The 24,436-nt window shown below is 36.5% G+C and carries 22 protein-coding genes and 1 pseudogene; 16 read left to right on the top strand and 7 right to left on the bottom strand.

Annotation, left to right across the window (positions count from 1 at the left end):
- The first annotated feature begins 49 nt into the window (after nucleotides 1-49).
- The 8 genes from IPK91_07940 to IPK91_07905 all read left to right on the top strand — a co-directional run bounded on the left by IPK91_07940 (nucleotide 50) and on the right by IPK91_07905 (nucleotide 5,762).
- Entirely contained in the window at nucleotides 50-712 is a 663-nt protein-coding gene (locus tag IPK91_07940) for a metal-dependent transcriptional regulator (GenBank protein MBK8297194.1), read from the top strand.
- Nucleotides 713-1,237: a zinc ABC transporter substrate-binding protein gene (locus IPK91_07935; protein ID MBK8297193.1), complete on the top strand. Its 525-nt coding sequence runs from the start codon at nucleotides 713-715 to the stop codon at nucleotides 1,235-1,237. It abuts the gene before it with no gap.
- Nucleotides 1,201-1,716, top strand: coding sequence for a zinc ABC transporter substrate-binding protein (locus IPK91_07930; protein MBK8297192.1), 516 nt, complete (start codon nucleotides 1,201-1,203; stop codon nucleotides 1,714-1,716). The genes IPK91_07935 and IPK91_07930 overlap by 37 nt, the downstream gene beginning before the upstream one ends.
- On the top strand, nucleotides 1,716-2,459 hold the full coding sequence (locus IPK91_07925; protein ID MBK8297191.1) for a metal ABC transporter ATP-binding protein: 744 nt from the start codon (nucleotides 1,716-1,718) through the stop codon (nucleotides 2,457-2,459). Before IPK91_07930 ends, IPK91_07925 begins: the two co-directional genes overlap by 1 nt.
- A 152-nt stretch (nucleotides 2,460-2,611) precedes the next feature.
- Complete coding sequence (locus tag IPK91_07920) at nucleotides 2,612-3,064, top strand: type IX secretion system membrane protein PorP/SprF (protein MBK8297190.1); 453 nt, start codon at nucleotides 2,612-2,614, stop codon at nucleotides 3,062-3,064.
- Complete coding sequence (locus IPK91_07915; protein ID MBK8297189.1) at nucleotides 3,052-3,639, top strand: type IX secretion system membrane protein PorP/SprF; 588 nt, start codon at nucleotides 3,052-3,054, stop codon at nucleotides 3,637-3,639. The genes IPK91_07920 and IPK91_07915 overlap by 13 nt, the downstream gene beginning before the upstream one ends.
- Before the next feature lie 21 nt (nucleotides 3,640-3,660).
- Nucleotides 3,661-3,993: a hypothetical protein gene (locus IPK91_07910; GenBank protein ID MBK8297188.1), complete on the top strand. Its 333-nt coding sequence runs from the start codon at nucleotides 3,661-3,663 to the stop codon at nucleotides 3,991-3,993.
- A gap of 2 nt (nucleotides 3,994-3,995) precedes the next feature.
- Entirely contained in the window at nucleotides 3,996-5,762 is a 1,767-nt protein-coding gene (locus IPK91_07905) for an OmpA family protein (GenBank protein MBK8297187.1), read from the top strand.
- A 158-nt stretch (nucleotides 5,763-5,920) separates the two neighbouring features.
- Here IPK91_07905 and IPK91_07900 read toward each other — a convergent pair whose 3' ends face one another.
- A complete protein-coding gene (locus tag IPK91_07900; protein ID MBK8297186.1) occupies nucleotides 5,921-6,337 on the bottom strand; it encodes an SET domain-containing protein-lysine N-methyltransferase in 417 nt (138 codons plus the stop codon).
- Between the two features lie 54 nt (nucleotides 6,338-6,391).
- Between IPK91_07900 and IPK91_07895 the strand changes: the two genes are divergently transcribed.
- Nucleotides 6,392-7,324 carry a ribose-phosphate pyrophosphokinase gene (locus tag IPK91_07895; protein MBK8297185.1) on the top strand — a complete coding sequence of 311 codons (933 nt, stop codon included), beginning with the start codon at nucleotides 6,392-6,394 and terminating at the stop codon, nucleotides 7,322-7,324.
- Between the two features lie 73 nt (nucleotides 7,325-7,397).
- Here the strand turns inward: IPK91_07895 and IPK91_07890 are convergent.
- Nucleotides 7,398-7,762: pseudogene (locus tag IPK91_07890) on the bottom strand (four helix bundle protein).
- A 309-nt stretch (nucleotides 7,763-8,071) separates the two neighbouring features.
- Here IPK91_07890 and IPK91_07885 point away from each other — a divergent pair.
- The 5 genes from IPK91_07885 (at nucleotide 8,072) to obgE (ending at nucleotide 11,882) form a co-directional block, all read left to right on the top strand.
- A complete protein-coding gene (locus IPK91_07885; GenBank protein ID MBK8297184.1) occupies nucleotides 8,072-8,740 on the top strand; it encodes a 50S ribosomal protein L25 in 669 nt (222 codons plus the stop codon).
- Between the two features lie 73 nt (nucleotides 8,741-8,813).
- A complete protein-coding gene (locus IPK91_07880; protein ID MBK8297183.1) occupies nucleotides 8,814-9,590 on the top strand; it encodes an amidohydrolase in 777 nt (258 codons plus the stop codon).
- A 122-nt stretch (nucleotides 9,591-9,712) separates the two neighbouring features.
- A complete protein-coding gene (locus IPK91_07875) occupies nucleotides 9,713-10,264 on the top strand; it encodes a DUF1287 domain-containing protein (GenBank protein MBK8297182.1) in 552 nt (183 codons plus the stop codon).
- 32 nt (nucleotides 10,265-10,296) lie between these two features.
- A complete protein-coding gene (locus IPK91_07870; GenBank protein MBK8297181.1) occupies nucleotides 10,297-10,875 on the top strand; it encodes an adenylate kinase in 579 nt (192 codons plus the stop codon).
- A 5-nt stretch (nucleotides 10,876-10,880) separates the two neighbouring features.
- Complete coding sequence (obgE, locus tag IPK91_07865) at nucleotides 10,881-11,882, top strand: GTPase ObgE (GenBank protein ID MBK8297180.1); 1,002 nt, start codon at nucleotides 10,881-10,883, stop codon at nucleotides 11,880-11,882.
- A 6-nt stretch (nucleotides 11,883-11,888) separates the two neighbouring features.
- Here the strand turns inward: obgE and IPK91_07860 are convergent, their stop codons facing one another.
- Nucleotides 11,889-12,455: a CvpA family protein gene (locus IPK91_07860; GenBank protein MBK8297179.1), complete on the bottom strand. Its 567-nt coding sequence runs from the start codon at nucleotides 12,453-12,455 to the stop codon at nucleotides 11,889-11,891.
- A gap of 156 nt (nucleotides 12,456-12,611) precedes the next feature.
- On the opposite strand from IPK91_07860, the gene IPK91_07855 reads away from it, so the two are divergent.
- Nucleotides 12,612-13,553, top strand: coding sequence for a hypothetical protein (locus IPK91_07855; GenBank protein MBK8297178.1), 942 nt, complete (start codon nucleotides 12,612-12,614; stop codon nucleotides 13,551-13,553).
- Nucleotides 13,554-13,818: 265 nt separating this feature from the next.
- On the opposite strand, the gene IPK91_07850 is transcribed toward IPK91_07855, so the two are convergent.
- A complete protein-coding gene (locus tag IPK91_07850) occupies nucleotides 13,819-16,404 on the bottom strand; it encodes a gliding motility-associated C-terminal domain-containing protein (GenBank protein MBK8297177.1) in 2,586 nt (861 codons plus the stop codon).
- A 133-nt stretch (nucleotides 16,405-16,537) separates the two neighbouring features.
- Between IPK91_07850 and IPK91_07845 the strand changes: the two genes are divergently transcribed.
- A complete protein-coding gene (locus IPK91_07845; protein MBK8297176.1) occupies nucleotides 16,538-18,898 on the top strand; it encodes a choice-of-anchor B family protein in 2,361 nt (786 codons plus the stop codon).
- Nucleotides 18,899-19,226: 328 nt separating this feature from the next.
- Here the strand turns inward: IPK91_07845 and IPK91_07840 are convergent, their stop codons facing one another.
- The 3 genes from IPK91_07840 to IPK91_07830 form a co-directional block, all read right to left on the bottom strand.
- The gene (locus IPK91_07840) at nucleotides 19,227-20,561 is read right to left on the bottom strand and encodes a T9SS type A sorting domain-containing protein (GenBank protein ID MBK8297175.1); all 1,335 of its coding nucleotides are present in this window, start codon (nucleotides 20,559-20,561) and stop codon (nucleotides 19,227-19,229) included.
- A gap of 218 nt (nucleotides 20,562-20,779) precedes the next feature.
- Entirely contained in the window at nucleotides 20,780-22,624 is a 1,845-nt protein-coding gene (locus IPK91_07835; GenBank protein MBK8297174.1) for a T9SS type A sorting domain-containing protein, read from the bottom strand.
- 174 nt (nucleotides 22,625-22,798) lie between these two features.
- Nucleotides 22,799-24,010 (bottom strand): hypothetical protein, encoded by a 1,212-nt coding sequence (locus IPK91_07830; GenBank protein ID MBK8297173.1) that lies wholly within the window; start codon nucleotides 24,008-24,010, stop codon nucleotides 22,799-22,801.
- Nucleotides 24,011-24,436: the final 426 nt, after the last annotated feature.

The raw sequence follows: 24,436 nt of genomic DNA, 5'->3' as shown, positions 1-24,436 counted from the left end.
ATTTGGTCTTATTTAATATTTATTTTAGTTTTGTCTAAAATTTCATTTTATGTTTACCCAGGCTGAAGAAAATTACCTGAAAGCAATCTATAAAATTACTCAAAATACTGCTGATCAAACAGTTAACACAAAGGCCATTGCAGATGAGTTGGGTACAACCAGCGCATCAGTAACGGACATGATTAAGAAACTAACAGACAAATCGCTCTTAAGTTATGAAAAATATTACGGGGTTAGTTTGACCAAAGAGGGTCAGAAAATGGCCATCAAGTTGTTGCGGAAGCATCGCTTATGGGAAGTGTTCCTTCATGACAAATTGGGATTTAATTGGGATGAGGTCCATGAAGTTGCCGAACAATTGGAGCACATTCAATCTCTGTTATTGATTGAGCGCCTGGATGCATTTCTGGATTATCCCAAATTTGATCCCCATGGAGATCCCATTCCCAATGAAAATGGAAATTTTACCTATCGCAATCAGGTTAGTTTGTCTTCAATCAAAGAATCCGGTAAACAACTAACCATGTTGGGTGTAAAACGACACCATTCCGAATTTTTAAAATACCTGGATAGCATTCACTTAAAACCCGGCGCCCAACTTAAAATTTTAAGTATCCAGGAATACGATCAATCGATCAAACTTCGTGTAGAAGACCGGGATGAAATTTTAATAACGCAACAAGTTTCCCAGGATATTTTAGTAAAACCTTGAATGAATTTAAAACATGAAAAAATAAGCATATATCTTTTTTTATTGTGCGTTTTCAGTGCACTTGATGCAAAACCAAAAATTCTGGCTACCGCTTCTATGTGGGCTGATATGTCGCGTGTTATTGGAGGCGCCTACATTGATGTAGAAACAATCGTTCCGATTGGATCAGATCCTCATTTGTATGAACCTACTCCAAATGATGTACGCAAAGTCAATGAAGCCGACCTGATTTTTATTAATGGATTTACATTTGAAGGTTGGCTTCAAAAATTAATTAATTCTTCCGGAACCAAAGCAAAATCTGTAATTATTACTGAAGGGATAAGTCCCATCACCAATCCACATTTTAAAAATTCTACCGATCCACATGCCTGGATGGACGCTTTGCATGGAATTATTTATGCCGAACACATTGCCAAATCCTTGATTGCATTTGACCCTGAACATGCAGCAAACTATCAAAGTAATTTTGAAGCATATAAAAAGAATTGGAAGCATTGCATCAATACATCCTCGATAAAATAAATTCCATTCCACCGCAGCAACGAATTTTAATTACCTCGCACGATGCCTTTCATTATTTTGGAAATCGCTATGGATTGCAAGTAGAATCTCTTATCGGGACTTCAACTGAAGCGGATGTTCAAACCGGTGATTTTATGCGGGTCAATCAGCTGATTAAAGATCGTAACATTCCTGCAATTTTTATTGAAAGTACCATCAATCCAAAATTAATGGAACAAATCAGTCGTGAAAACAATATCAGCATCGGAGGAAAGTTATTTGCAGATTCTCTGGGAGATGAAAATAGTCCTGCAAATACGTATATTAATTTATTAAAAAACAATGCCAATACCATTGCAGATGCTTTGAGTAAGAATCCGGTAGCGACCAACCTCAATAAGTCTGGTGAAAAATCAAAAACCAGCATTTGGTTTTTTCTGATACCCTTTGCAATCATTGCGTTGGCACTTTTTGTAGTTTTGAAAAAAAGATCGAACTGATGTATTCAATTGAAATCAATGGCTTATCAGTTGCCTACGAACACAAGCGGGTTCTCAGCAATATTTATTTAAAAATCGAACCTGGTTTTATTTATGGTTTAATTGGTCCAAACGGGGCAGGAAAATCAACTCTTTTTAAGTCAATTTTAAAAGAAGTCGAACCGAATGCAGGAGAAATAAAAATCTTAGGTTCTGTGTCAAAAGACATGCTGACTAAAATCGCGTATGTCCCTCAACGGGATGAGGTAGATTGGCAATTTCCTGCAACTGTTTACGATATTGTTTCTATGGGGAGATTTCCACATAAACGTCTTTTAGACCGACTCAATACAACTGACCGAACCATTATTCTTGAAGCATTGGATCAACTGGATATCATGAAACTCAAAGATCGCCAGATCGGAGAGTTATCGGGTGGTCAACAACAACGGGTTTTTTTAGCAAGAGCATTATGTCAGCAATCTGAGATCCTCTTAATGGATGAACCTTTTGTTGGGGTTGATATCAAGACAGAAAATAAAATCATTGATATTTTAAAAGATCTCGTTTCAAAAGGGAAAACTGTCTTAGTGGTGCACCATGATCTGGACAGTGTAATGATGTATTTTGATCGGGTCATTTTGATCAATCAAAAATTGATGGCCTATGGAGATACCAAAACCGTGTTTACAAAAGAAAATATTTCTGCCACCTATTCGAGTCAATCCAATTTATTGCAATTCTTAAAAACGGATTCATTTTAAGTCCAGCTACTAAAATTCCTGAAAGGCAGGGTTTAAACCTTGCCTTTCAGGAATTTTAGTAATTTCCTTGAATTGTCAAATTTCGAATTCTTTCTCTTCACTCTCTAAACCAACGGCGAAATTGCAGTATATTTCGACCTCAATTGGGATGTATGAAACAAAACCTTAATCTGGCTGTATTTCTGGTAAGTTCGCTGTTCTGTTCAAGTCTGTTTTCTCAAGATTTGCACTTTACGCAGTATGAATTTGCCCCTATTCATGTAAATCCGGCCAATACCGGAGGTTTTTTTGGAACGTTTAGATTAAGTGGCATCTACCGCGACCAGGGCGCTTCTATTGGAAGTGCGGGTTCTTTATACCGAACGCCGCTCTTTGGAATGGATGTCAATTTTGGCTTTGCATTCCGTGCAAAAGACTGGACCTCGTTGGCGATTTCGTTTTTTCAGGATCGTACCGGTGAAATTAATCTTGGAAAAGGTGGATTTCTAGCATCCGGAGCCTATCACCTTGGAATTGGAAAAGGGGATTTAGCAATTGGAGCACAATTTGGAGGAGTTAGCTTAAATGCTAAGAATCCAGAAAAAGCAAATTTTTGGATGAATTAGATTCTGGAGCATCCAGTTCTCCGGATGATTCTAAATTGCAATCCGGTAAAGCAAATTATCAAGATATTTCCGGTGGCTTGGTTTTTACAACACCCATTTCAGCTAAAAAACATTTATTTAAAGTAGGATTGTCGTCTGCGCATATTACACAACCTAATTTTAGCTTATCCGGCGGAACGGGTTCTTATAAATTAAAAATGCTTTGGTCTGCACATGGATCTTTAGAATATCACCTCAATGAAAAAGTGGATTTAACACCCATGTTTTGGTTGAGAAATCTGGATAAATTTAATGAAACGGTGGCGCAATGTATGGCCAGTTATTTATTTAATGTTGAAAAGAAAGTTCGTCTGAATGCCGGTCTTGGATATCGGTTTGGTGATGCACTCCAAATCATGGCTGGAATGAACTATGGTAAAATTAAAGCACAAATCGGCTATGATAAAACGGTCTCCGATTTGACAAAAGCGCAGGATCCATCTGGTTTTGGTGCTATCGAATTGGGGATTATGTACACGGGCAACATTACTAAAAAGCCAAATCCTAAGCCTAAAGTTTTCTGCCCACGTTTTTAATTTAGTTTATAATTGAAACCTATGAATCCAGTTAAAATATATTTCAGTTTAATTGTTTGTGGTCTGTTGTGGGCGGTCAATCCATCCTATGCACAACCTGCAACCGGAAATACTAAAGATGCATTAATCAAATCAGGAGACGAGCAAATTGAGAAAGGTCAGTATTACAGGGCATTGGAACAATATGAGAAAGCTTATAAAAATGCAAAAGAAAAAGAGATCGCAGTTAAAATAGCTTATGCCCATTTTGTGTTAAGAGATTATGCAAAAGCTTGTAATTGGTATAATCGGGTGCTTGCGCGTGATAAAACAAATAAGTTTTTGAATCTCGTTATCACTATGGTCGTGCATTAAAAATGAATGCATCTTATACGGAGGCTTCGGAAGAATTTAAAAAGTATATTGAATCCGGTGCAGATGAGAATTTGAAAATGTTATCTCAAAATGAATTAAAAGGGATCGAGTTATTGGCTACCCTAAAAGAAGATCTCAGCTTAGAAGTTAAAAACGCAGGAAATGTCATCAACACGCCTGAAAATCAAAACGGACCCGTAACGGATAATACCGGAGTATTGTATTTTAGTTCATTGGAAGGAAAAACAGCTAAGGCATCTGCAAAAGATGCAAAATCCGGAGGTGAAGGCAAAGAAAGTAAAGATGAAAAGAAAGAAGAACCCAAAGAAGAATCTGATTTTTCATTGGTTTATAGCAGCAGTTATACAGAAGGCAAGGGCTGGGATAAACCGGCTGCTTTAGGTGAATTAATCAATCGGGTGGGCTACCATACCGCCAATGTAAGTTTTTCAAAAGATGGCAATACGATGTATTTTACCCGTACGATATCCGATGGGGGTCATATGGAAGAAAGCAAAGTGTATGTTTCAACACGAACAGCAACAGACTGGAGTCCAGCACTGGAAGTAAAAGGCGTCAATGGAGACTATCTGGTACGTCATCCTGGTGAAGGAGAACTGTATGGAGCCAAAGTTTTAGTGTTTTCAGCAAATATTCCTGGGGGCAAAGGCGGGTTTGATTTATACTACTCCAATAAAATAAGTGATACCGAATTTTCTGCTCCTGTAAGTTTGGCCAGTTTAAATACACCGGGCGATGATATATGCCCTTTTATGCACGAAGGCAGCTTGTTTTTTAGTTCAGATTATTGGCCAGGTCTGGGTGGATTTGATATTTTTAAAAGCAAATGGAATGGATCGGATTGGTCAACACCGGAAAACATGGGGCTTCCAGTAAATTCCAGTACGGATGATCTTTTTTACAAACTAAGTCCTTCCGGAGATCGCGCATATCTTACATCCAATCGGCCAGATGCACAATCCAAATCATTAAAAAGCAAAACTTGTTGTGATGATATTTATTTTATCAGCAAACGCAAACTGGTTATTGATTTAACAACGGTGGTAATCGATGAGAAGAAAAAACCGATTAAGGGAGCCACTGCCCAGTTGATCGAATTTACCGGTGGAAAAGAAGGCACTGCCCAATCTAAAACCAGTTCGGAATCGAACGAAATTTCTCATCTATTGGATAAAGACAAAGCATACAAAGTGGTTGTCACAAAAGATGGTTATTTTCCAGAAGAGTTTTCTGTCAATACAGTGGGCATTGAAAAAGATCAGAGCATTAAAAAGCAAGTCGTTTTACGTGTAATGCCACCTGAATCAGATGTTGAAATTATTACCATCAACGAACCAATCCGATTGAATAATATTTATTATGATTTTGATGATGATAAAATATTACCGGATGCAGAGAAAGATTTAAAAGTGTTGAAGGACTTAATGGATAAATATCCGGATATGGTCATTGAATTGAGTTCGCACACCGATTCCAGAGGAGATGATGCGTATAATGAAAAATTGTCGCAGCGCCGTGCAAATTCTGCCAAGAAATTTTTATTGTCTAAAGGCATTGTTTCAGCCCGGATTGTAGCCAAAGGATACGGCGAAGAAAAAATATTAAATCAGTGTACCAATGGGGAAGATTGTACAGAAGAAGAACACCGGTTCAACAGACGATCTGAATTTAAAATTATCGCTGGACCAACCAGTATAGAAATTAAGAAAGAAGTATTAAATAAGAAATCAAAACCTGCTAAGAAGTAGTACAGATATATCTCGTTCACAATTTCAACAACAGCCTCAGCAATTCACTTTGTTGGGGCTGCGTTTTTTATAAGAGAATCTATTTATTAAAAATATTTATAAGAAGTATTAAATTATATAGTTGATCTCAGTGGATTTTAATTTTCAATTTATTATTTTTAATTTGGTTTAATCCGCTTCACCCGCTTACCTGTTTTATCAAACCACAATTCATCTTTGCAATCCGGATCGCCATGATAGTTGAAGGTGATTTCTTTTCCGGCTGGGATATCTTTTAATGCAAATACTTCTATTGAATCACTGGCTACATCAAACACATATTCTGCATTGGGTTTATACGAGTGATTGTATAGAGAACCGTAACCCAAGGCGATGGCGGCTTCTTCGTCGTGATCTCCCCAAACAAAGTAATAATCGTGTAATTCAGTTTCGTGGATAATGTCTACTTCATCCGGTGGTATCCGAATTACAGGACAGACCTCAATAATGGAGCCGGAACTGATATCATCCGCGCTAAATACTCCCCGTCCTTTATTTCGGACTTTCGCAACATAGAGACCCGGTATTCTTTGCATGGTTTTAGCTTTGACTGCAAAAGTATTAGCTTTGCCTTTGTTTTCATATTTTTTATGCAGGACGTTAAATTGTTTTCAGGTACTTCTTCCCATTATCTTGCGGAGAGTATTGCCGATTATTACGGCTATTCATTGGGTAAATTGGATCTTCAACGCTTTAGCGATGGGGAAATGCAGCCAGTCATTAATGAATCTGTACGGGGTATGTTTGTGTTTTTTATCCAATCAACCCATGCCCCTTCAGAAAATTTATTTGAATTGTTGTTGATGATTGATGCAGCAAAGCGGGCCAGTGCCAATTATATCTCAGCGGTTATACCTTATTTTGGTTATGCCCGTCAGGATCGGAAGGATAAACCGCGGGTACCGATCTCTGCCAAACTGGTTGCAAATTTATTACAAGCGGCCGGAGCCAACCGCATCATGACCATGGATTTACATGCAGATCAGATTCAGGGATTTTTTGACATTCCGGTAGATCACCTAAAATCCGAAGCCATTTTTATGCCTTATCTGGAAGGCAATCTCAATAATAATGTTGTTTTTGCATGTGCGGATGTAGGAGGAGTAAAACGGGCCAGAGCCTATTCCAAACATTTTGGACGCGACCTGGTAATTTGTGATAAATACCGTAAAAAAGCCAATGAGGTCGAAGGAATTACCGTCATAGGCGACGTCAAAGACCGGGAAGTAATCCTCATTGATGATATTGTAGATACCGCCGGCACGCTTGGAAAAGCTGCGCAAGCTTTGATTGACAAAGGGGCTGTTAAAATCAGATCTATTTGTACCCATGCCGTATTATCTGGCAAAGCAATAGAAACCATCGAAGCATCCCGAATTGATGAAATGATCGTCACCGATTCAATACCCCTTAAAAAACTAAGTCCGAAAATTAAAGTCCTGAGTTCAGCAAAGTTGTTTGCAAAAGCCATTCGAAATACGCATGAGCATCGATCCATTGAGGCATTGTTTGTAGATAAATAGTTTATAAATGCTGCAATACTGCAATGGTATAATGCTGCAATGAAAGTAAACTGCAATGCTATAAATAAATTGCTTAAGTTTCTTTAATTGATGTCTTGCTTCTTGGCTGTTTAGAAGTTGAAATAATTTTGGCAAGCAGTCGGATGAGCTCATTGACCTTAAATTGTAATGAGGTTGGATCTGGATAATTAGTACTTAATTGACAAATAGCTAACCAATAAGATGTTTCATCAGCCTCTTTCATCGCGATCACCATTTTAGAAATAAAATCAGCCCTACTATGTGGGTTCTGTGCCTCTCGAACATTGGCTCCAATTGAAGTTCCGGATTTTAATAATTGATTTGCAATTATATATTTTTATCCTTTTCCAACAATTCACAATAAGCCACAATTTTTAATGCAAAATCAAAGCTTAAATCTAATATAGGATTCTTCATAGGGTGTAAGTCAAAATTAGGTAAATCATGCTGATTTTAAAAAAGTTTTAGAACAATTTTATTGATTTTAAGTGATGTAATTCTATTTTTAATTTAATAATTGAGGCAACATCAATCCTTCAATTTATAAATTCATTAACAACATTTGAAATCCATTTTATTCGATTCAAGGATTATTCTCCTCTCTAAAATGGGTTTGCAAACCCATTTTAGAGAACCAATTGAAAAACATTGGAACATAGTAGCATTGTAGAATTGCAGAATTTATCTTAACTTTGCGCTCCCTTTTAGGAAATTAATGTATAGAATATGGAAACAGTAGTTTTAAATGCCAGTCCGAGAACCGCTTATGGTAAAGCAGCTTCAAAAGGCGAAAGAGATAAAGGTTTGATTCCCTGTGTTTTATACTCAAAAGGGGAGAATATTACCTTTAATGCTAATCCAACGGAGTTAAGACCTTTGTTGTATACTCCGGATTTTAAAGTAGCTGATATCCATCTAAATGGGCAGGTTCACCGCTGTATTTTGAAAGATGTACAGGCGCATCCGGTAACGGATAGTATCATTCACCTTGATTTTTTAAAATTGGTGAAGGGAACTACTGTTAAAGTTCAGGTGCCTTTAAAGTTGATGGGTTCTGCTGTAGGTGTAAAATCAGGAGGTAAGTTGATTCAAAGAATGCGTACCATATTGGTGAAAGCTAAATCTGAAAATATTGTTCCGGAAGTTACACTCGATGTTACAAAATTGGATTTGGGTCAAACGATGAGAGTAAAAGACATTAATCCTATAGATGGTATTGAAATTTTAAATCCAGGAAGTACACCGGTTGTCGGAGTTGAAATTCCAAGAGCACTTAAGAGTGCTGCTGCTGAAACTGCGGCTCCTGCAAAAGCTGCTGCACCAGCCAAAGCCGCTGCTCCTGCTAAAGCGGCCGCTCCTGCTGCTGCCAAGCCAGCTGGTCCAGCTAAGAAATAAGGAATCTAATTAAAGAAATATAAACAAAGCCGGGTCTTGATCCGGCTTTTGTATTTTTGACAAAATCCTTGTCATGTCCAATTTAAGAATCAGCCTCTGTCAAACAGATTGCATCTGGCAAGATGCTTCTGCCAATAGACATCATCTTGAAAAAAAAATAGAGGCATTAAATTCTTCAACAACAGATCTCATCATATTGCCGGAAATGTTTTCGACAGGTTTTTCAATGGAATCAGAAAAATTGGCTGAATCGATGACTGGACCAAGTATCGCGTGGATGCAAAATCTTTCAAATCAATTAGACCTGGCCCTTACCGGAAGTTTGATAATTGAAGCATTGGGCCACTATTACAACCGCTTGGTTTGGCTCGAACCAGGAATGTCAAGTCCTAAAATTTATGATAAAAAACATCTCTTTAGTTTGGCCAATGAGCACAAACACTATCACCCTGGTACCCAAAAATTAATTCTTGAATACAAATCCTGGAAAATAGCGCTATTTATCTGTTATGATCTTCGATTTCCGGTTTGGTCGCGAAATGTGGAAGGAGTGGATTTGATGATTTATGTAGCCAATTGGCCTAATAAGAGAAGTTTTGCCTGGAAAAGTCTGTTACCGGCACGTGCCATAGAGAATCAGTGTTATGTAGCAGGAGTCAATCGGATTGGAGAGGACGCTAATCAAATCCTCTATTCAGGAGATTCTGCAGTATATGATTTTGAAGGAAGGCAAATTATGGATCTTGGTAGCCAAGATGCTATTCAAACCATTGAATTAAACCAACATGAGTTACGGGTTTATCAACGGGCTTATCCATTTTTGAAAGATGCCGACCGCTTTCATTTTTAAAAGAGGGAATTTCCGGTTCGTTTAGGTAATTCAAAACAGGGAATTAAAATAATATATTACAAATTATTGTAATATATTAATTATTCGTATTTTGGCGTTTGCATAGAATACCTCCGGTATTTATGAAAACTACGACCCAAATACCGATCCTATTAAAATGGGCAGTGTGGAGCTGCTTTATATTGCTTTTTGTTCATTGCCAACCAGCTCGTCCGTCTTTACAAGCATATCGACTGAACAAATCAGGGCATTTAAACGAGGAGCAATTGCGAACTGAATTGGTATCCTATGCCAGAGCGTTTATTGGCTGCAAGTATAAAAGGGCCGGAAAAGATAAATCGGGATTTGATTGCAGTGGATTTGTAAGATTTGTATTCAATGAATACCAGATTCAAATGGCAGCAAGTGCACACGAACAAGCCTTAAATGTACCAGCTACCCGGACAGAGGAAGCCTTAAAAGGAGATCTCGTCTTCTTTAGCAATCAGAATAAAATTGTACATGTTGGAATCATCACAGAAAGTAAGAAAGACCGGCTTATGGTAATTCACAGTACATCTTCCAAAGGTGTTATAGAAGAAAATATACTTAAATCTGATTATTGGATCAGGCGGATGCATAAAGTATGCAGTTTAAATAGCTATCTTCATGAGGCCGCTGTTTCGCTTAAATGAGCTTATTGTATCTTTGCGGCTCAAAATTTTTTATGATTCAATTTATTTTGTTTGGACCTCCGGGTTCTGGAAAAGGAACCCAGGCTGCCAAATTAGCAGACAAATACGATTTATACCATATTTCAACGGGTGATTTGTTCCGTTCTGAAACTGCAAATAAAACCCCTCTGGGCCTCAAAGCATTGGAATTTATGAGCCAGGGTCAATTGGTTCCAGATGAAATTACCATAGGGATGCTTAAAAATAAAATGAGCTCATTGCAGAAAGTCAGTGGCTTTATCTATGATGGCTTCCCACGCACCAGTCCGCAGGCAGATGCCTTGGATTGCTTATTGGAGGAATCCAACCAGTCTATAGATTTACTATTATCCTTACAGGTGCCCGAAGATGAAATTGTGAAGCGCATTTTAAACAGAGGAAAAACATCGGGCAGAACGGACGATAATGATGAAGCAATTATTCGAAAACGGATTCAAGTTTATTTAGATGAGACTTCTATAGTTTTTGAACATTATGCTAAAACGGGAAAGTCAAAACATATCAACGGAATGGGTACTATTGATGAGATCTTTGAAAGATTGTGCCATGAATTGGATCAAATCTGCAAATAACCCTAATGGCCGAACAAAACTTTGTTGATTATGTAAAAATCTTTTTTCGATCTGGAAAAGGAGGAGCCGGATCTGTTCATTTTTTTCGCAGCAAACACAATCCGAAAGGAGGACCGGACGGTGGGAATGGTGGCCGCGGAGGAAATGTGGTCTTGAAAGGAAATGCTCAACTCTGGACCTTATTGCATTTAAAATATAGAAAACACATTTTTGCATCAGACGGTGTAAATGGCAGTGAAAACAATTGCACCGGTGCAGATGGAGAAAGTGCCATCGTTGAGGTGCCTTTAGGTACCGTAGCAATCAATCCCGATACCGGCGAAAAATTATTGGAAGTAACTGAGCATGACGAGGAAAAAGTGCTGATTCCCGGCGGTCGGGGTGGCATGGGAAATACCTTTTTTAAATCGGCTACACATCAAGCACCGGATTATGCACAACCTGGAGAAGCCGCTCAGGAAGGCTGGTATGTTTTGGAATTAAAATTACTGGCCGATGTCGGATTGGTAGGCTTCCCAAATGCTGGTAAATCGACCTTATTATCTGTTTTAAGCGCAGCCAAACCTAAGATTGCAGATTATGCCTTTACAACCATCGTTCCGAATCTTGGCATTGTATCGTATCGGGAAGGCAAATCTTTTGTAATGGCCGATATACCGGGTATCATTGAAAATGCACACCAGGGGAAAGGCCTGGGATTGCGATTCATTCGGCATATCGAACGCAACAGCGTTTTATTGTTTATGATACCCTGCGATAGTCAGCACATCAAACAAGATTATGAGGTTTTATTGAATGAATTGGAACAATTCAATCCAGAATTGTTGGATAAGCCTCGCCTTATAGCGATTACAAAAATGGATATTGTGGAACCGGAATGGAAGAATCTGATTCAAAAAGAAATTCCATCAGGCATACCGCATGTGTTCATTTCATCAGTTACCGGCCAGGGTTTAGATGAATTAAAAGACCAGATTTGGCAAGAATTAAACCGCACAGAGCATTAAACCGGCTTACAACTCTTTTTTTGGATTTTGATTTTCTTTGGGTAATGATTGTTCAACCTGATTCAAGGCATCCTGAGTTTTTTGCCAGAACTCAGAAAACAGGGGTTTGCATTTATCAATAGCCCAACGGGATTTGGCGGGCATGGCTTCCAATAAGGGATAGGTAAAAGAAGTCGATTTATTTTCATCGGTCAGAAGTCTTAGTTTATTGGTAAAATAAATAACAGAACTAAACAAAGCCAATGCAATGAGTGCTGATGCAAGTCCGCCGGCTAATTGGTTGATCAAATTGATGTGAGCCGTTTCGAGCACTCGTTCAAATCCACTGCCAGCCAATCTGATACAAACCATGACAATTAAAAAGGTAAATACAAATCCAATCAAAATGCTCAATCTTGGATCTGTATGCATCATGCGTTCAACAATATTGATGGTTACAAATGAAAATTTAAGTGTAAACAAAACGGCAAAGAGAATACTCAAAATTCCAAATACAGATTTAATGATGCCTTTTGAATAGCCCATGTAAAAACTGGAACCGACTATTATCAAACAAAGTATATCAATCACCATAGCTTGTTATTAATTTGAATTGGACTGCAATATTCTAAAAAAATAGCAATTTCTGAAATTGATTTTTTGAAGGGTCCTGGATTTAAAAATAGCAGTAGTTTTGTTTAACTATTAGTTTCACTGGTATATGTGTTTTTTTAATGGGCTGCCATGTTGATGTTTCGTATTAACTTGATTTCATTGCTATTTTTTCTATTTAATTCATGTACAAAACATGAGAGCCTGGATTTTCAGGACTTTATAAAAATTAGCGATAAAGAGTTGACAGGAATTTGGTTTACAGATTTAAATCAAGCGTTTGTGGTAGGTGGTACGACCTGGTCTGCAGGAATTGCTGCAAGCACAAAAGATACCTGGAAGAATTGGCAACTAGATTCACTTTCTGATAAAGAATTATTTTGTATTTCCGGTACTCCCAATGGTCAAATAATTGGAATGGGTATTGAATTGTGGGCGTATCATTTAAATGAAAGTCCACTCCGCATTCAAAAATTAAAACATAGTGGTCCATTTCGCTTTATTAGATCCATTGCTGCATATAGCAATGAACTTGTAATGGCGGTCAACGCAAATGGGAATGGCAGTATTGAGCGATTTTCCATTTATGCTGATTCTACGCAAACAGTATTTGAAAGCCGGCACGAACTAAATACCATTTGTTACTTAGACAGTTTGAATTGGTTGGCTGGTGGCTATGGTTTGGTCGTGCATTCAAAAAATGGAGGTAAAAAGTGGGATACACTGGATATTCAAGGCGATCAATTTGTAGATTTTTCGAAAACAGTTCAGGGATCCTTATTTATTTTAGGGGTCGCTGGAACGGTTTATAAAATTTCAATCAATCCCCTTCGATTTGAAAAAATTCGCAAGGGTGGGGTCATAGGATCGCAAGCGCCATTGCATGCAATTTGTTTTAAAGATGCAAGTGAAGGAATGATTGCAGGTGAAAATGGATTCATACAAATTACCAGAAATTCAGGAGATGACTGGATCGTTTTAGATGATTTACCAGTATTTGATGTCAAGGATATTTTTTTTGATGGGAGTTCCTATTGGCTATGTGGTTCAGAAGGAACGATTATGTCTTTGAAAATATAAAGCGAAGGATAATTTTCCAATTTTCCAATTTTGCAATGCTGCAATAAGGGATTATCCTATGAAGTGGACATTCATTATTCATTGCTCATTGAGCGTTGAATATTGAGCATTAGATTTTTCTTCGAAGCATGATTTTTAATGTTCAATGCTCAATGAGCAATGTTCAATAGAGGATTATCAGACATTTTTGTTATTAATTGCTGAGTAAAAGGAAACTCCTTTCTTCCGCAATAGATTTTTTCCTTTGACTTTTACCTTATCAAGGTCACGCTTCCGCGAAAACTTTTGCTGAGCCGCAATCTGTTTTCATGGTTGCATAATAGGTATAGGTATCTATGGGTGCTTGTGCACCTTTGTAGTCTCCATTCCAGCCTTCATCAATTTTATTGCTGGTAAAAATTTTCTGTCCCCAGCGATTGTAAATTTCAATATGGTAATCTGAAATGATTCCATTATATTTTACAGCTGGTTTGTAGATCTTATTGATTTTTATTTCTGAATTTGGAGGAAATACATTTGGAAATAATAAATAGGATTCAGAAAAATCTTTTACTTCAAAATCATGTACAAATTCTTGATTGCAATATTTCATAGTAACCCGATAGGTGCCGATCCGATTGACTTTTCGATTTCTGGACGTATCGCCATTTTCCCATTCATACGAATCTGCATAATCAATAAATGGTACCAATGCAATGCTATCTTCTTCAATAATTGCACAGGAATCTTGTAACACCGTAGATTGATTATTAAATTTTTCCAAAAAGATATTGTATGAATAGCGGAAAGAATCCCGGCAATAATAATTTACAACAGTATATAATCCCGGATTATTTATTGTCCGGACACCTTTGGAAGTATCTCCATCTGTCCATCGGTAGCTTACTCCATCCCGTCCTGTAAATCCATAAATTTGAAAAGGATATTTACAAACATTAAAATCAAAATTTTTATTGGGCATCGGATCCAATCCGACATCAAATGTAATTTTAAAATTAGACTGACAATAGTTCACATTGGCAGTGTATTTACCTGGTCCGCTAATGACTCTAAACCCGGTGGTATCTCCATTATCCCAAACAAAACGGGCTCCCGGTCCGACAAATTTATTTGGAAATAAAAAATCCGGATAGTTGCAAATCATAAATGGAATGGTTGTATCCCGGAATGTTTTTAATGTTACATTAAAACTAATTTGATACGGTGCTTCGCAGCGGGTAACGGTTACATTGTAAGTACCTGGACCATTAATATCTAAAAACGGAGTGGTTTCACCATTGGGCCATTTGTACGTTGCATCAGCTCCTTGATTAGACAGTAATCGGTATGGATAATCACATTGCTGTAAGGCAATCATTTGATCTGGAAAACTGATATAAAAAACCTTATAAGTTATGGTTACAGTCTTTCCACAATAATTTACAGTCAAAAAATAATCACCGGCTACTTTTACCCAGGTGCCTGGTTGGTTACTACCATTGCTCCAGGAATACGTTGCATTGGGTAACATAATACCTTGTAAAAAAACAGAATCCCCTTTGCAAAGCGGTGTAGGAACCTCCCCATCTTTTAAATCAAAGATTTCGCAATCGCGTGGAAACTTTAGGGTATCTACCAAACTGCGCAAGGCAAAATCCAAAGTAGAAATAGGAGCATCAGTTAAATCGCTCAAAGAATTGTTTTGAATTAAAATAGGAGCCCTGACAGAATCTTTGTATGTATCATTTTCGCAAGTTTCATAGGTCATGCTGGTTTTAGCATTGAGGATCCCACGATCCATGGCAATATTGACTGCAAAATTGCCATCATTTAGCAAGGCAGATTTATAATCAGTGACTTTGGAAGTTGTAGACCAATATTTAGATCCGGTTGCTTTACCCAAACCATTCCAACTGTGTGCAAAGATCGATGGAATGGAATCTCCTTTTATGGTATCAATTGTATTTAAAACAATGTTGCTTCTCCCATCAAACAATAAACGGCTGTTGTATTCAGCTAAAAATGTGTCATTCCGATATGCACGAATGCGATCCGTAAACCATAAAAATTTACCATCTTCATGCAATGCAATCACTTGCTTGTATCGCGGACGTTTGATTGCTGCAGTATCAGGTCTCGTATCTATAAAATCGGTTGAAAAAAACAATGCGGTATCATTGCTGAGTACACTGTTAAACATCAATTGATGGTTGGCAATGTTTTTTGACCATAAATTTTTTCCACTGGTATCAAATTTCATAACATTGGATCCTGCTCCAATATAAAAATCATTTGCCCCCGACATTTTAACCCATCGCATCGGTGTATTTAAGGACAAGTCTTTTGACCATCGACTGACTAAATTGCGATTCATCATAAAAATCCGTCCATTGGTGGAATCCGGATTGTTGCCATAATTAAATGCAATTAAAATATGGTCCTGATCAAAAATTGAAACAAGCGGTTGGAAATTCGAATTGCCAGTTGCCGTTCCAAATACTTTAGATGCTGGAATTGCACCGGTATTGGTATAAATAAAACTTAGAATTCTGGAATTTAAACCGGTTCCAACAGTTGCTAATACCAAATACGTATCTTGTCTTAGGTAATTCAATTGCACATTGCTGACTTTAACAGAATTGGGAATTTGAAGCGTATTGCAACCAACCACTTCACCACAATGATTAAATTCAGTCATTGTTAAACTGGAATCTACTCGCAACATCGCACACATCCATCCCCCTTTATTGTTGGTCACTACATCGACTTCTTTAAATGAAAGACTGTCGTGTTTGTCGATAAATTGCAGGGGTTGACTAAAACCAGCAATTGAAAAATAGACAAAACACAGTATAAAAGCTAGATAACGCATGATCCATTATTTTTGGAAGCTACAAAATTAGACAAATAAGGGTAGAGCAAGTGTTAAAATTTATTAATGTGCTTATCTCAAAACGTTCTAAATTTCGAATTCGTTGGCTTCTGGGTTAATATTTTAAGTTAAAATGCAGCGTCTTATACATAAATTATTTATATTATACATAATCATGCTGATTAGCAGCAATTTATTTGCACAACCAGCCTATCATATCCAATTGCTTTCTCAAGTCAAGATTGCAGAACAAGCGAGCAGCATTTGGGGTTACACAGATTCCAGTGGTTTGGAGTATGCTTTATTAGGTACCAGTTTAGGTGTAAGGATCTATTCGTTGGCCGACCCCTATAATCCAGTCGAATTAAAATTTATCCCGTGTTCTACTTCCATTTGGAGGGAATTGAAGACAGCTGGAGCTTATGCTTATGTGGTTACTGAATCCGGTGATGGTTTATTAATTATAGACATGAAAACCCTTGATCACCAATTTGTAAAAACAGTTTACAATACAGCAGGTGACAGTTTGCGGATTTTATCATCACACACACTTTATGTTGATGAGAATCAACTCATTTATTTGGCAGGCGCTTCCGGAGTGGGAGGGTTTATCATTTTAGATCCAAGAAAAAATCCCTGGCAACCGGAATGGTTGAATGCCACCAGTTTTGAATACATGCATGAAGTACATGTTTACAAAGACACTTTATACGGTGCAGCGATTTACAATGGAATTTTCAGTATATGGGATGTAAAAGATAAAAAAAATCCGAAACGCATTGCGGAACATGAAAGTTCGGGTCATTTTACTCATTCCGTTTGGATTGAAAAGAATCGTCCGATATTATACACTAACGATGAAACATCCGGAGCAGCTGTAGGAGCCTGGGATGTTTCGGATCCATCTTTCATTCGCAAAACAGATGAGTTTAAAATTGGCGGAGATCAATCAAGATTTTTAGTTCCGCACAATGTTTTTCATAAAGGCGATAAATTGTATGTTGCATATTACTCAGAAGGAGTGCGCATTTTGGATACAAAAGATCCATACAATTTATTGGAAGTTGCTTATTACGATACAGACACACTTCAAAAAAACAAAGCAGGATTTCGTGGATGTTGGAGCGTATATCCATTTTTTAATTCTGGTATTAGTATTGCATCCGATATTGAAAACGGGATGTATGTTTTAAAATACGATTCCAATCAACCTACATACCTGCATGCAAAAATTGTAGATTCCATTACACAAGAACCTATTTACAATGCCAGATTGACCATCGAACAAAACGGTAGAAATCAAGAAGCGCGATCCAATTTAAAAGGGGAGTTAAGAACGGGTTTTCCAGAAGCGGATAGTGTTACGGTGCATGTGTACTTTAAAGGGTATTTTGAAAAAACCATCCGGGTTTATTTGCAACGCAATCAGATTTTAAAATTAGACATTGCATTGGTAGAATTGCCAAAGCATCAAATACAAATACGCATACAGGATAAAGAAACGCATGAAGCCATCTCATTTGCAAAAGTTCTTTTGTCAAATCCAGACTATGAGTATGAGTTAAGTACAAATGATTCGGGTGTTGTAATTTTTAATAGCATCTATGAATCAAGCTGGGATCTTTATGCAGGAAAATGGGCTTACAAACAAGCATGGATTCCATCATTTGTCTTGCAAAATGATACCATCATTCACATAGCTCTTGAACCGGGTTACGAAGATGATTTAGTCCTGGATTTAGGTTGGCAACATTTTGGGGCAGATTTAAATGTGCGATGGAAACGAGGCGATTTTTCTGAAATACCCATTCCCTCCAGTAATTTTCCTTCAAAAGATATTGAAGGCGATTTAGGCACTAAATGTTTATATACAGACAATTTTGACAAGGACGAAAGCTTTTATCGATTTATAGACAGCTCATTTTTATTTTCACCCTTGATGGATCTTCGTCGCTATGATGCCATTGAATTAAGTTTTGCATCCTGGGCTTATGGAGGATTTAGTTCGAGTAAGGAACAGTTTTTGGTCTTTCCGGATACCAGTTATTTCTTGCAAACAGCTCCAGAAAACCTCAGCGGACTCTTTAACGAACCAGTTCAATTTAAATTGGATGTACATAGTTTTAGACGTGATTCAGTCCGATTTTTATTTCGATTGTACAATGATCCACAAACTGCGCAGCAAGCCATTCGCATGATGGCGGCATTGGATGGATTTAAATTGACAGGTACAAAAATGAATACACAGGTATCCACATATGATAATGCTAAAATTAATTTATTTCCAAATCCGGCAGGAGATAAAATTTATATTAAATCAGAAATTTCGCTTACAGGCAAGCTGCTCAAAATTCTTGATTTAAATGGGACTGTAATCTGGCAAGCCGATTTAACAGATAGGTCATTTCTTGATGTCTCTAAGTTGGAGAAGGGTGTTTATTTATTGAGCTGTGAAGGCAATCGATATCCAATTAAATTAATAATCCTAAAATAAAAAAGAGCTTACTTCACATGCTGCTCGACTTTTATTATTTTTTTTTCCATGTAAAATGTGTTAAACATTAATCTAGAGGATATAGATAATATTCCAAACAATTTTTTTAAACAATTAAAATGGCCCTCAATAATAATGACTAAGTCACATCGAATTTTAAATTAAATAATTGAGCGAGCAATAATAAATAAATAAAGAATAAACTATCAGAATATTTTTTAAAGTAGTTTTAAAACACAACATCATAAAACAAAAGTGGCGCCTTTAATTGCTTAAAGACACCACTTACACGCAATAATATTCATTTGCATTGAAAAATGGTTTAGGTTTATTTAACAATTCGTTTCAATATAATTCTTTTGTTTTCTAAAATAATTTTTACAAAATAAATACCAGATTGTAAATCATCCAGCTGGAGGGTTTGTTGTTGACTGGTTTGTATAAATGTGTTTATTTTAATTAGCTGTCCGGTTGAATTTAAGATGCTTATCGATTTTATTGTATTATTTGGTTCATAGTAGTCAATATGGAGTTCTTTTTTTACAGGATTGGGATAGATCAACGCATCATAAATAAACTCCTTTGGATCTCCAATAAAACTCATAACCAGATTGCTATCACAAACCGGTTCATAACCCAAGCGATAATTTACAAAATTTGGGATGCTGGCATGATTCCAGGCAGGCAGTTGGATCCCATGTTGTTGAAAATGACAATCCAGTCCTTTTTGATTGGGATCATGGATCACATGCATAACTTTATTACTGGTACCAGTGCGGATGTAAATTTTACAATCTGGCCCCAACATGGCTGCATCAAAACCTGCTGCCCAAATACCATCTTCTACATATCCATCCCAGGTATCTAAATGGACCAAAGCTGACTGAGGATCTGGATCTTGGGTATCGTATTGATAGATATCCCAACGATAACTCAAATACACAAAACGGGAATCGGGAGAAAATGCAACTCCAACGGTATGGTCATTGGTTTCGCTTCCCGTAATAATATTTCTAAAATTACTTAGCGTACCAGAACTTCTGTCAAAATCCATTAAAAACAAACCATTGCTGGGAGTCATTCGGGCATATTGTTTTCCATCAGGCGAAAAACAGGACTGCGAACCTCCATCATCCAAAAAATAAAAATCCAGTCCTATGCTTTGTTCTTTATATGGTAAAGGACCCAGTGCAGTCATCTGAACTATAAAATACTTATTGTTGGCCCTTCCGGGGCTAATTACCCACCAATCTAAATTATTACTATGTCTTGTAGCGGTAAGATCTGAAGAAGATTGGTATTGATCAATAAGTATTTGGTTTTTAATACTTAGATCACCATACCCATTGTTTAAATTCATATCAACTTTGGAAAACAATAACTTCGTAGATGCAATAATTGTTAAAGAATCCTGGACAAAATCCCAAAACTTATGTAAAATATGATATTGACTTTTGTCTTCATTAATTGGTAAAACTAAGGTTCCATTTGGAAGCAGATAATCTCCATATTTACAATTAAAATCATGTCCAGCTCCTTCATTAATAATTCCATTGGGCATAGGTCTGTACAATCTATCTGAAATCCAACAACCTGCAGTATACATCAATAAATTGCCATTCTCGTCACATATACTTGCGTTGTTTTGGCGTATAATTGGCAATGGTCTATCTTTAATTGAATATCTATTCTTGTTAGATTTGAAATCAATTTGAAATCCATGGAAAGCGGTATCGTTGGTGAAAGTTCTATTTCCGCCTAATAACCAAATAAAATCCCTTTTACCTTGGCAAAAGACCATTGATAAAGGCAAAAGTATAAGTATTAAAATTTTCATAAAATAAAATATGAGGTGGAGAATTGCTCCACCTCAACTAATAATTAAATTTTAAGTATTTTTCTATTTAGAATAATACCATTTGTCAATTCTATTTCTAGGAATAAAATTCCAGGAATTAAATCTTTTATATTTAATTCTAATAAGTTTTGAGCTTCATCTAGATAAATTGTACGAATAGGTTTACCTGATATATCTCTAACAAATAGTTTCTTTACTTTTTCAACCTCGCTGAATAATTTGATAGTCACACATTCTGAAACTGGATTGGGTTGTATAAAAACCTGAAATTCATTCATTTCTTGAATTTTACCTGAACCATATTGTTGTAATGCTTGAGCACAAATGCTATCATCATTAAATACAAATTGTGTAAATAGATTAAGTATTGCCCGTGCTCTATAAACAGCATCTCCACCTAATAAAACACATTGCGATGCAATATCACTCACAATTTGTTGGTCTGCTGAATCAAGAACCCAATCGTCAGATAGCAACATGTTTAGATAAATTTCATTAACCAATTGTTGATTTTCTTCGAAAACCGTGTCTGTTTCAATCCCAGCATTCAATTGGATAGCCTGGTTTATCGTTGTAAAGAATGCATTTTGTAATTGCAACTGAAGATAATTTTTAGAAATTGACAATGTATCAAACTCAGTTTGAATTGCGAATATCTCTGCTTGCAACTGCAATTTAGCCATAGAATCCGTTTCGATCATAAGACTATCTAATAATTCGAATAATTCAATCGAAAAACTGTCTGAAACAGCATTGATAGAATCCAATTCGAGTTGCATACTACTAGTTATTAAACTGGCTGAATCAATTATGCGTTCTACATATTCAAATTGACCAACACTGGTTTCATTCTGGTTATTATAAAAGTTCTGATAAACCATCGGTAAATTTGAAAATTCTTCTTGTTTTGCAATTTCCCGATATAATTGTCTTTGCGAAGTCCAGATTCTTGACCCGGCATCATTGCCATAATCAAACCCATTGCTGGCAATAAGATAATCCTCAGATCTTGGAAAAATACGAGGGTGATCACTAGATCCAACACCATTTGGACAAATTAAATTCAGTCCCGTCCCAGATTGATTTTCAAACCATCCATCACTTGTTAGTTCTAAAAAATTAGATGGTTTATACTCCGGATGCTGTTGATCCAATGCATTTATAATAAATTTTGATTCAACTCTATCACCTGCTCCACCATAATGCTTAGCGGCTTTTCCCGAGAAGCTTCCTGTCCATTTATTTCCTGTATGTTCCTGAACTCCGATTAATGCGCCACCCAATGGTCCAATATTGGGTATTCCCAGACACAAACCATGATTTGCATTGTCCATTACATTGCTCCCAAAGAGCGTTCCGCTGTTTGTGCCAACGTATTGATAATTGTAAAACCAATCATCCGCAGCATTACCCAAACACAAATTGTTTGCAGATTGAGAAACCAACAATCCCTTATTTGCGCATACCATTGAGGATGACAAATAATTACATAAAGCATAGGCATCAGATCCTCCATATATACCAATTCCAACATTTTCAATCGCATTGGTACTATTTGAAAATACTGAATTGTAGGCAATGGTAGTGCCTTTGCTGGCTAAATGTTCGATGCCAATCTTTCCAGGACCCAGGTAGATGTCATTATCTGTTATTAACTTTAAACTAGTACCATTGGTATGGTTTATTTCTATGCCAATAGCATTTGAACCTAACAAAGTAATATCATTTTCAGTTACACTGACCGTATTAACTTCTCCGGTCCAACAAAAATTGATGCCTAAATTTTCTGCTTCAATATCATTGTGAAACACTTTAAAGGACCTCCCCGGGCTATAATCAAACTGAATTCCGGTCAAAACATTATACATGTTATTTCGAATGACTTCACAATTTACACCTTTTGAGTAGATAGCCCAATTGCAATTATCAAATTGAGAAAGTTCAATCTTGCTGTTTTGTGCATACCCCTGTATATTAATGGCTTTTCCATTTGGATTGCCATTGTCGGGTGTTCCATAGTCACGAATCTCATTGAAGTAACATCAGTACAATTTCAACATCGAATTATAAGAAATAATTCCATTTAACAAATTTTCTGCATCCACATTATTTCCAATTATTTGAGAATTACCTAGATAAACACCAGCTAAAGTACGGTCATAGAGCCTTAACCCATTACAGCTGCTGCAGTTTTCTTTAAATGGCCCTGAATAATAAAAGTTAGTTGATGTTAAATTAGCTATTGACTTAGAATCTTCTAAATCATTATAAATTCCAATGTAGTTGTTATTATAACTTACATTATATTTAGTTGTCAAAATTGCATCATCCTTCAAATATGTTCCATATAAGGCATCGTTAAGATCTGTATTCATTATATTTAGATAGGCATTTGGCTCGACTTCAATTGTTTTCCACATTTTACCACATGCATCTATAGTAGTACGCAATAGACTTCCCAAATTTGGATCGTACCATCCAATATTACAAGTGTATCCAGGGTTCACCTGAATAATTGCTCCATCATCCATATATATTTTGCCATAAAAGCAATAGTCTCTATCGATGATAAGTTTACCATGTAAAATGAAATTTTGCACGTTATATTCTGCTTGTGGACCACCTGCACTATTGCAAGCTTTTGAAGGCCATAACAAGAGACCTAATAATGGCATTCCTGGGTCATTATTAATTGCAATACTTGATAAATAAGTAACTGATGCATCATTAGTCCCGATTTGGTTCATTAAGGTACTAATGATCCATGGAGAATCATACTCCAATTTTTGTTCATCTTGTGTGCCTTGAAAAATAATAATACGAACATGTACCCCGCCTTTAAAATTTGCTGTATTTAATTTGACCAATTTTAAACAAAAATATTCAAAGCCATCCGGCGTTTCTATCCAATTTGGATCATAGATAGACAACAAATCATGTTCAGCTTCGTAGATCGAATATCCTGAATTCGGATCCTGACCTACATAATCAAAAACACCCAGGTCTACAACTTCAAATTCAGCTTCATTCACTACCATTTGTATTTTAGTGTTGGTAAGCGTATAATACGGGTTTTCAGTAAAGTTATGAGCTCCAACACATACCGAGATTTCGCTGCATCCCGACAAAGGTGTTTCATTATCAATACTAATTTGAGAATATAATATATCAGGGATTTCATAAATCTGTCCAATCGTCTTATTGGTAAACGTACAGAATAATAGAAATGTAAGTAAAAACAGTAAATTTTTCATTGTTTTTAAATTAAAAATGATGTCCTACCTTGTTAAGGAGTGTTCGGATCAAATTTTTCTCCTAAGGTTTTAAGCTCGCTTGCATTTTGAATAGGAATGAGACAGTCCTTACATTGCTTTACTAAGCATGTTCATAGAAATTACATTTGTAAATTCCTAATAAAAATAAGTAAGGCTTATTCTTGAACTCCCAAATTCAACTAGAAATTAAAGGATCAGATGGGCTTAAATTGTTGTTGTTACCATACGCAAATATTTAGGGTTGATCAATTTTAATAAAAAAATTAATTTGCGTGTTGGATACAAAGATGAGACATCTATTTGTCTTACACATCAGGGTAAACCCTGAATTTTAAAAATCAGGGTTTACCCTGATTGAACTAAGGGTTTACCCTGAATATATTTTATTGAATAATATATAAACCA

Source organism: Saprospiraceae bacterium (assembly GCA_016712145.1).
In the GTDB taxonomy this organism is placed as follows: Bacteria; Bacteroidota; Bacteroidia; order Chitinophagales; family Saprospiraceae; genus Vicinibacter.
This window is presented reverse-complemented; position numbering and strand designations above follow the sequence as displayed.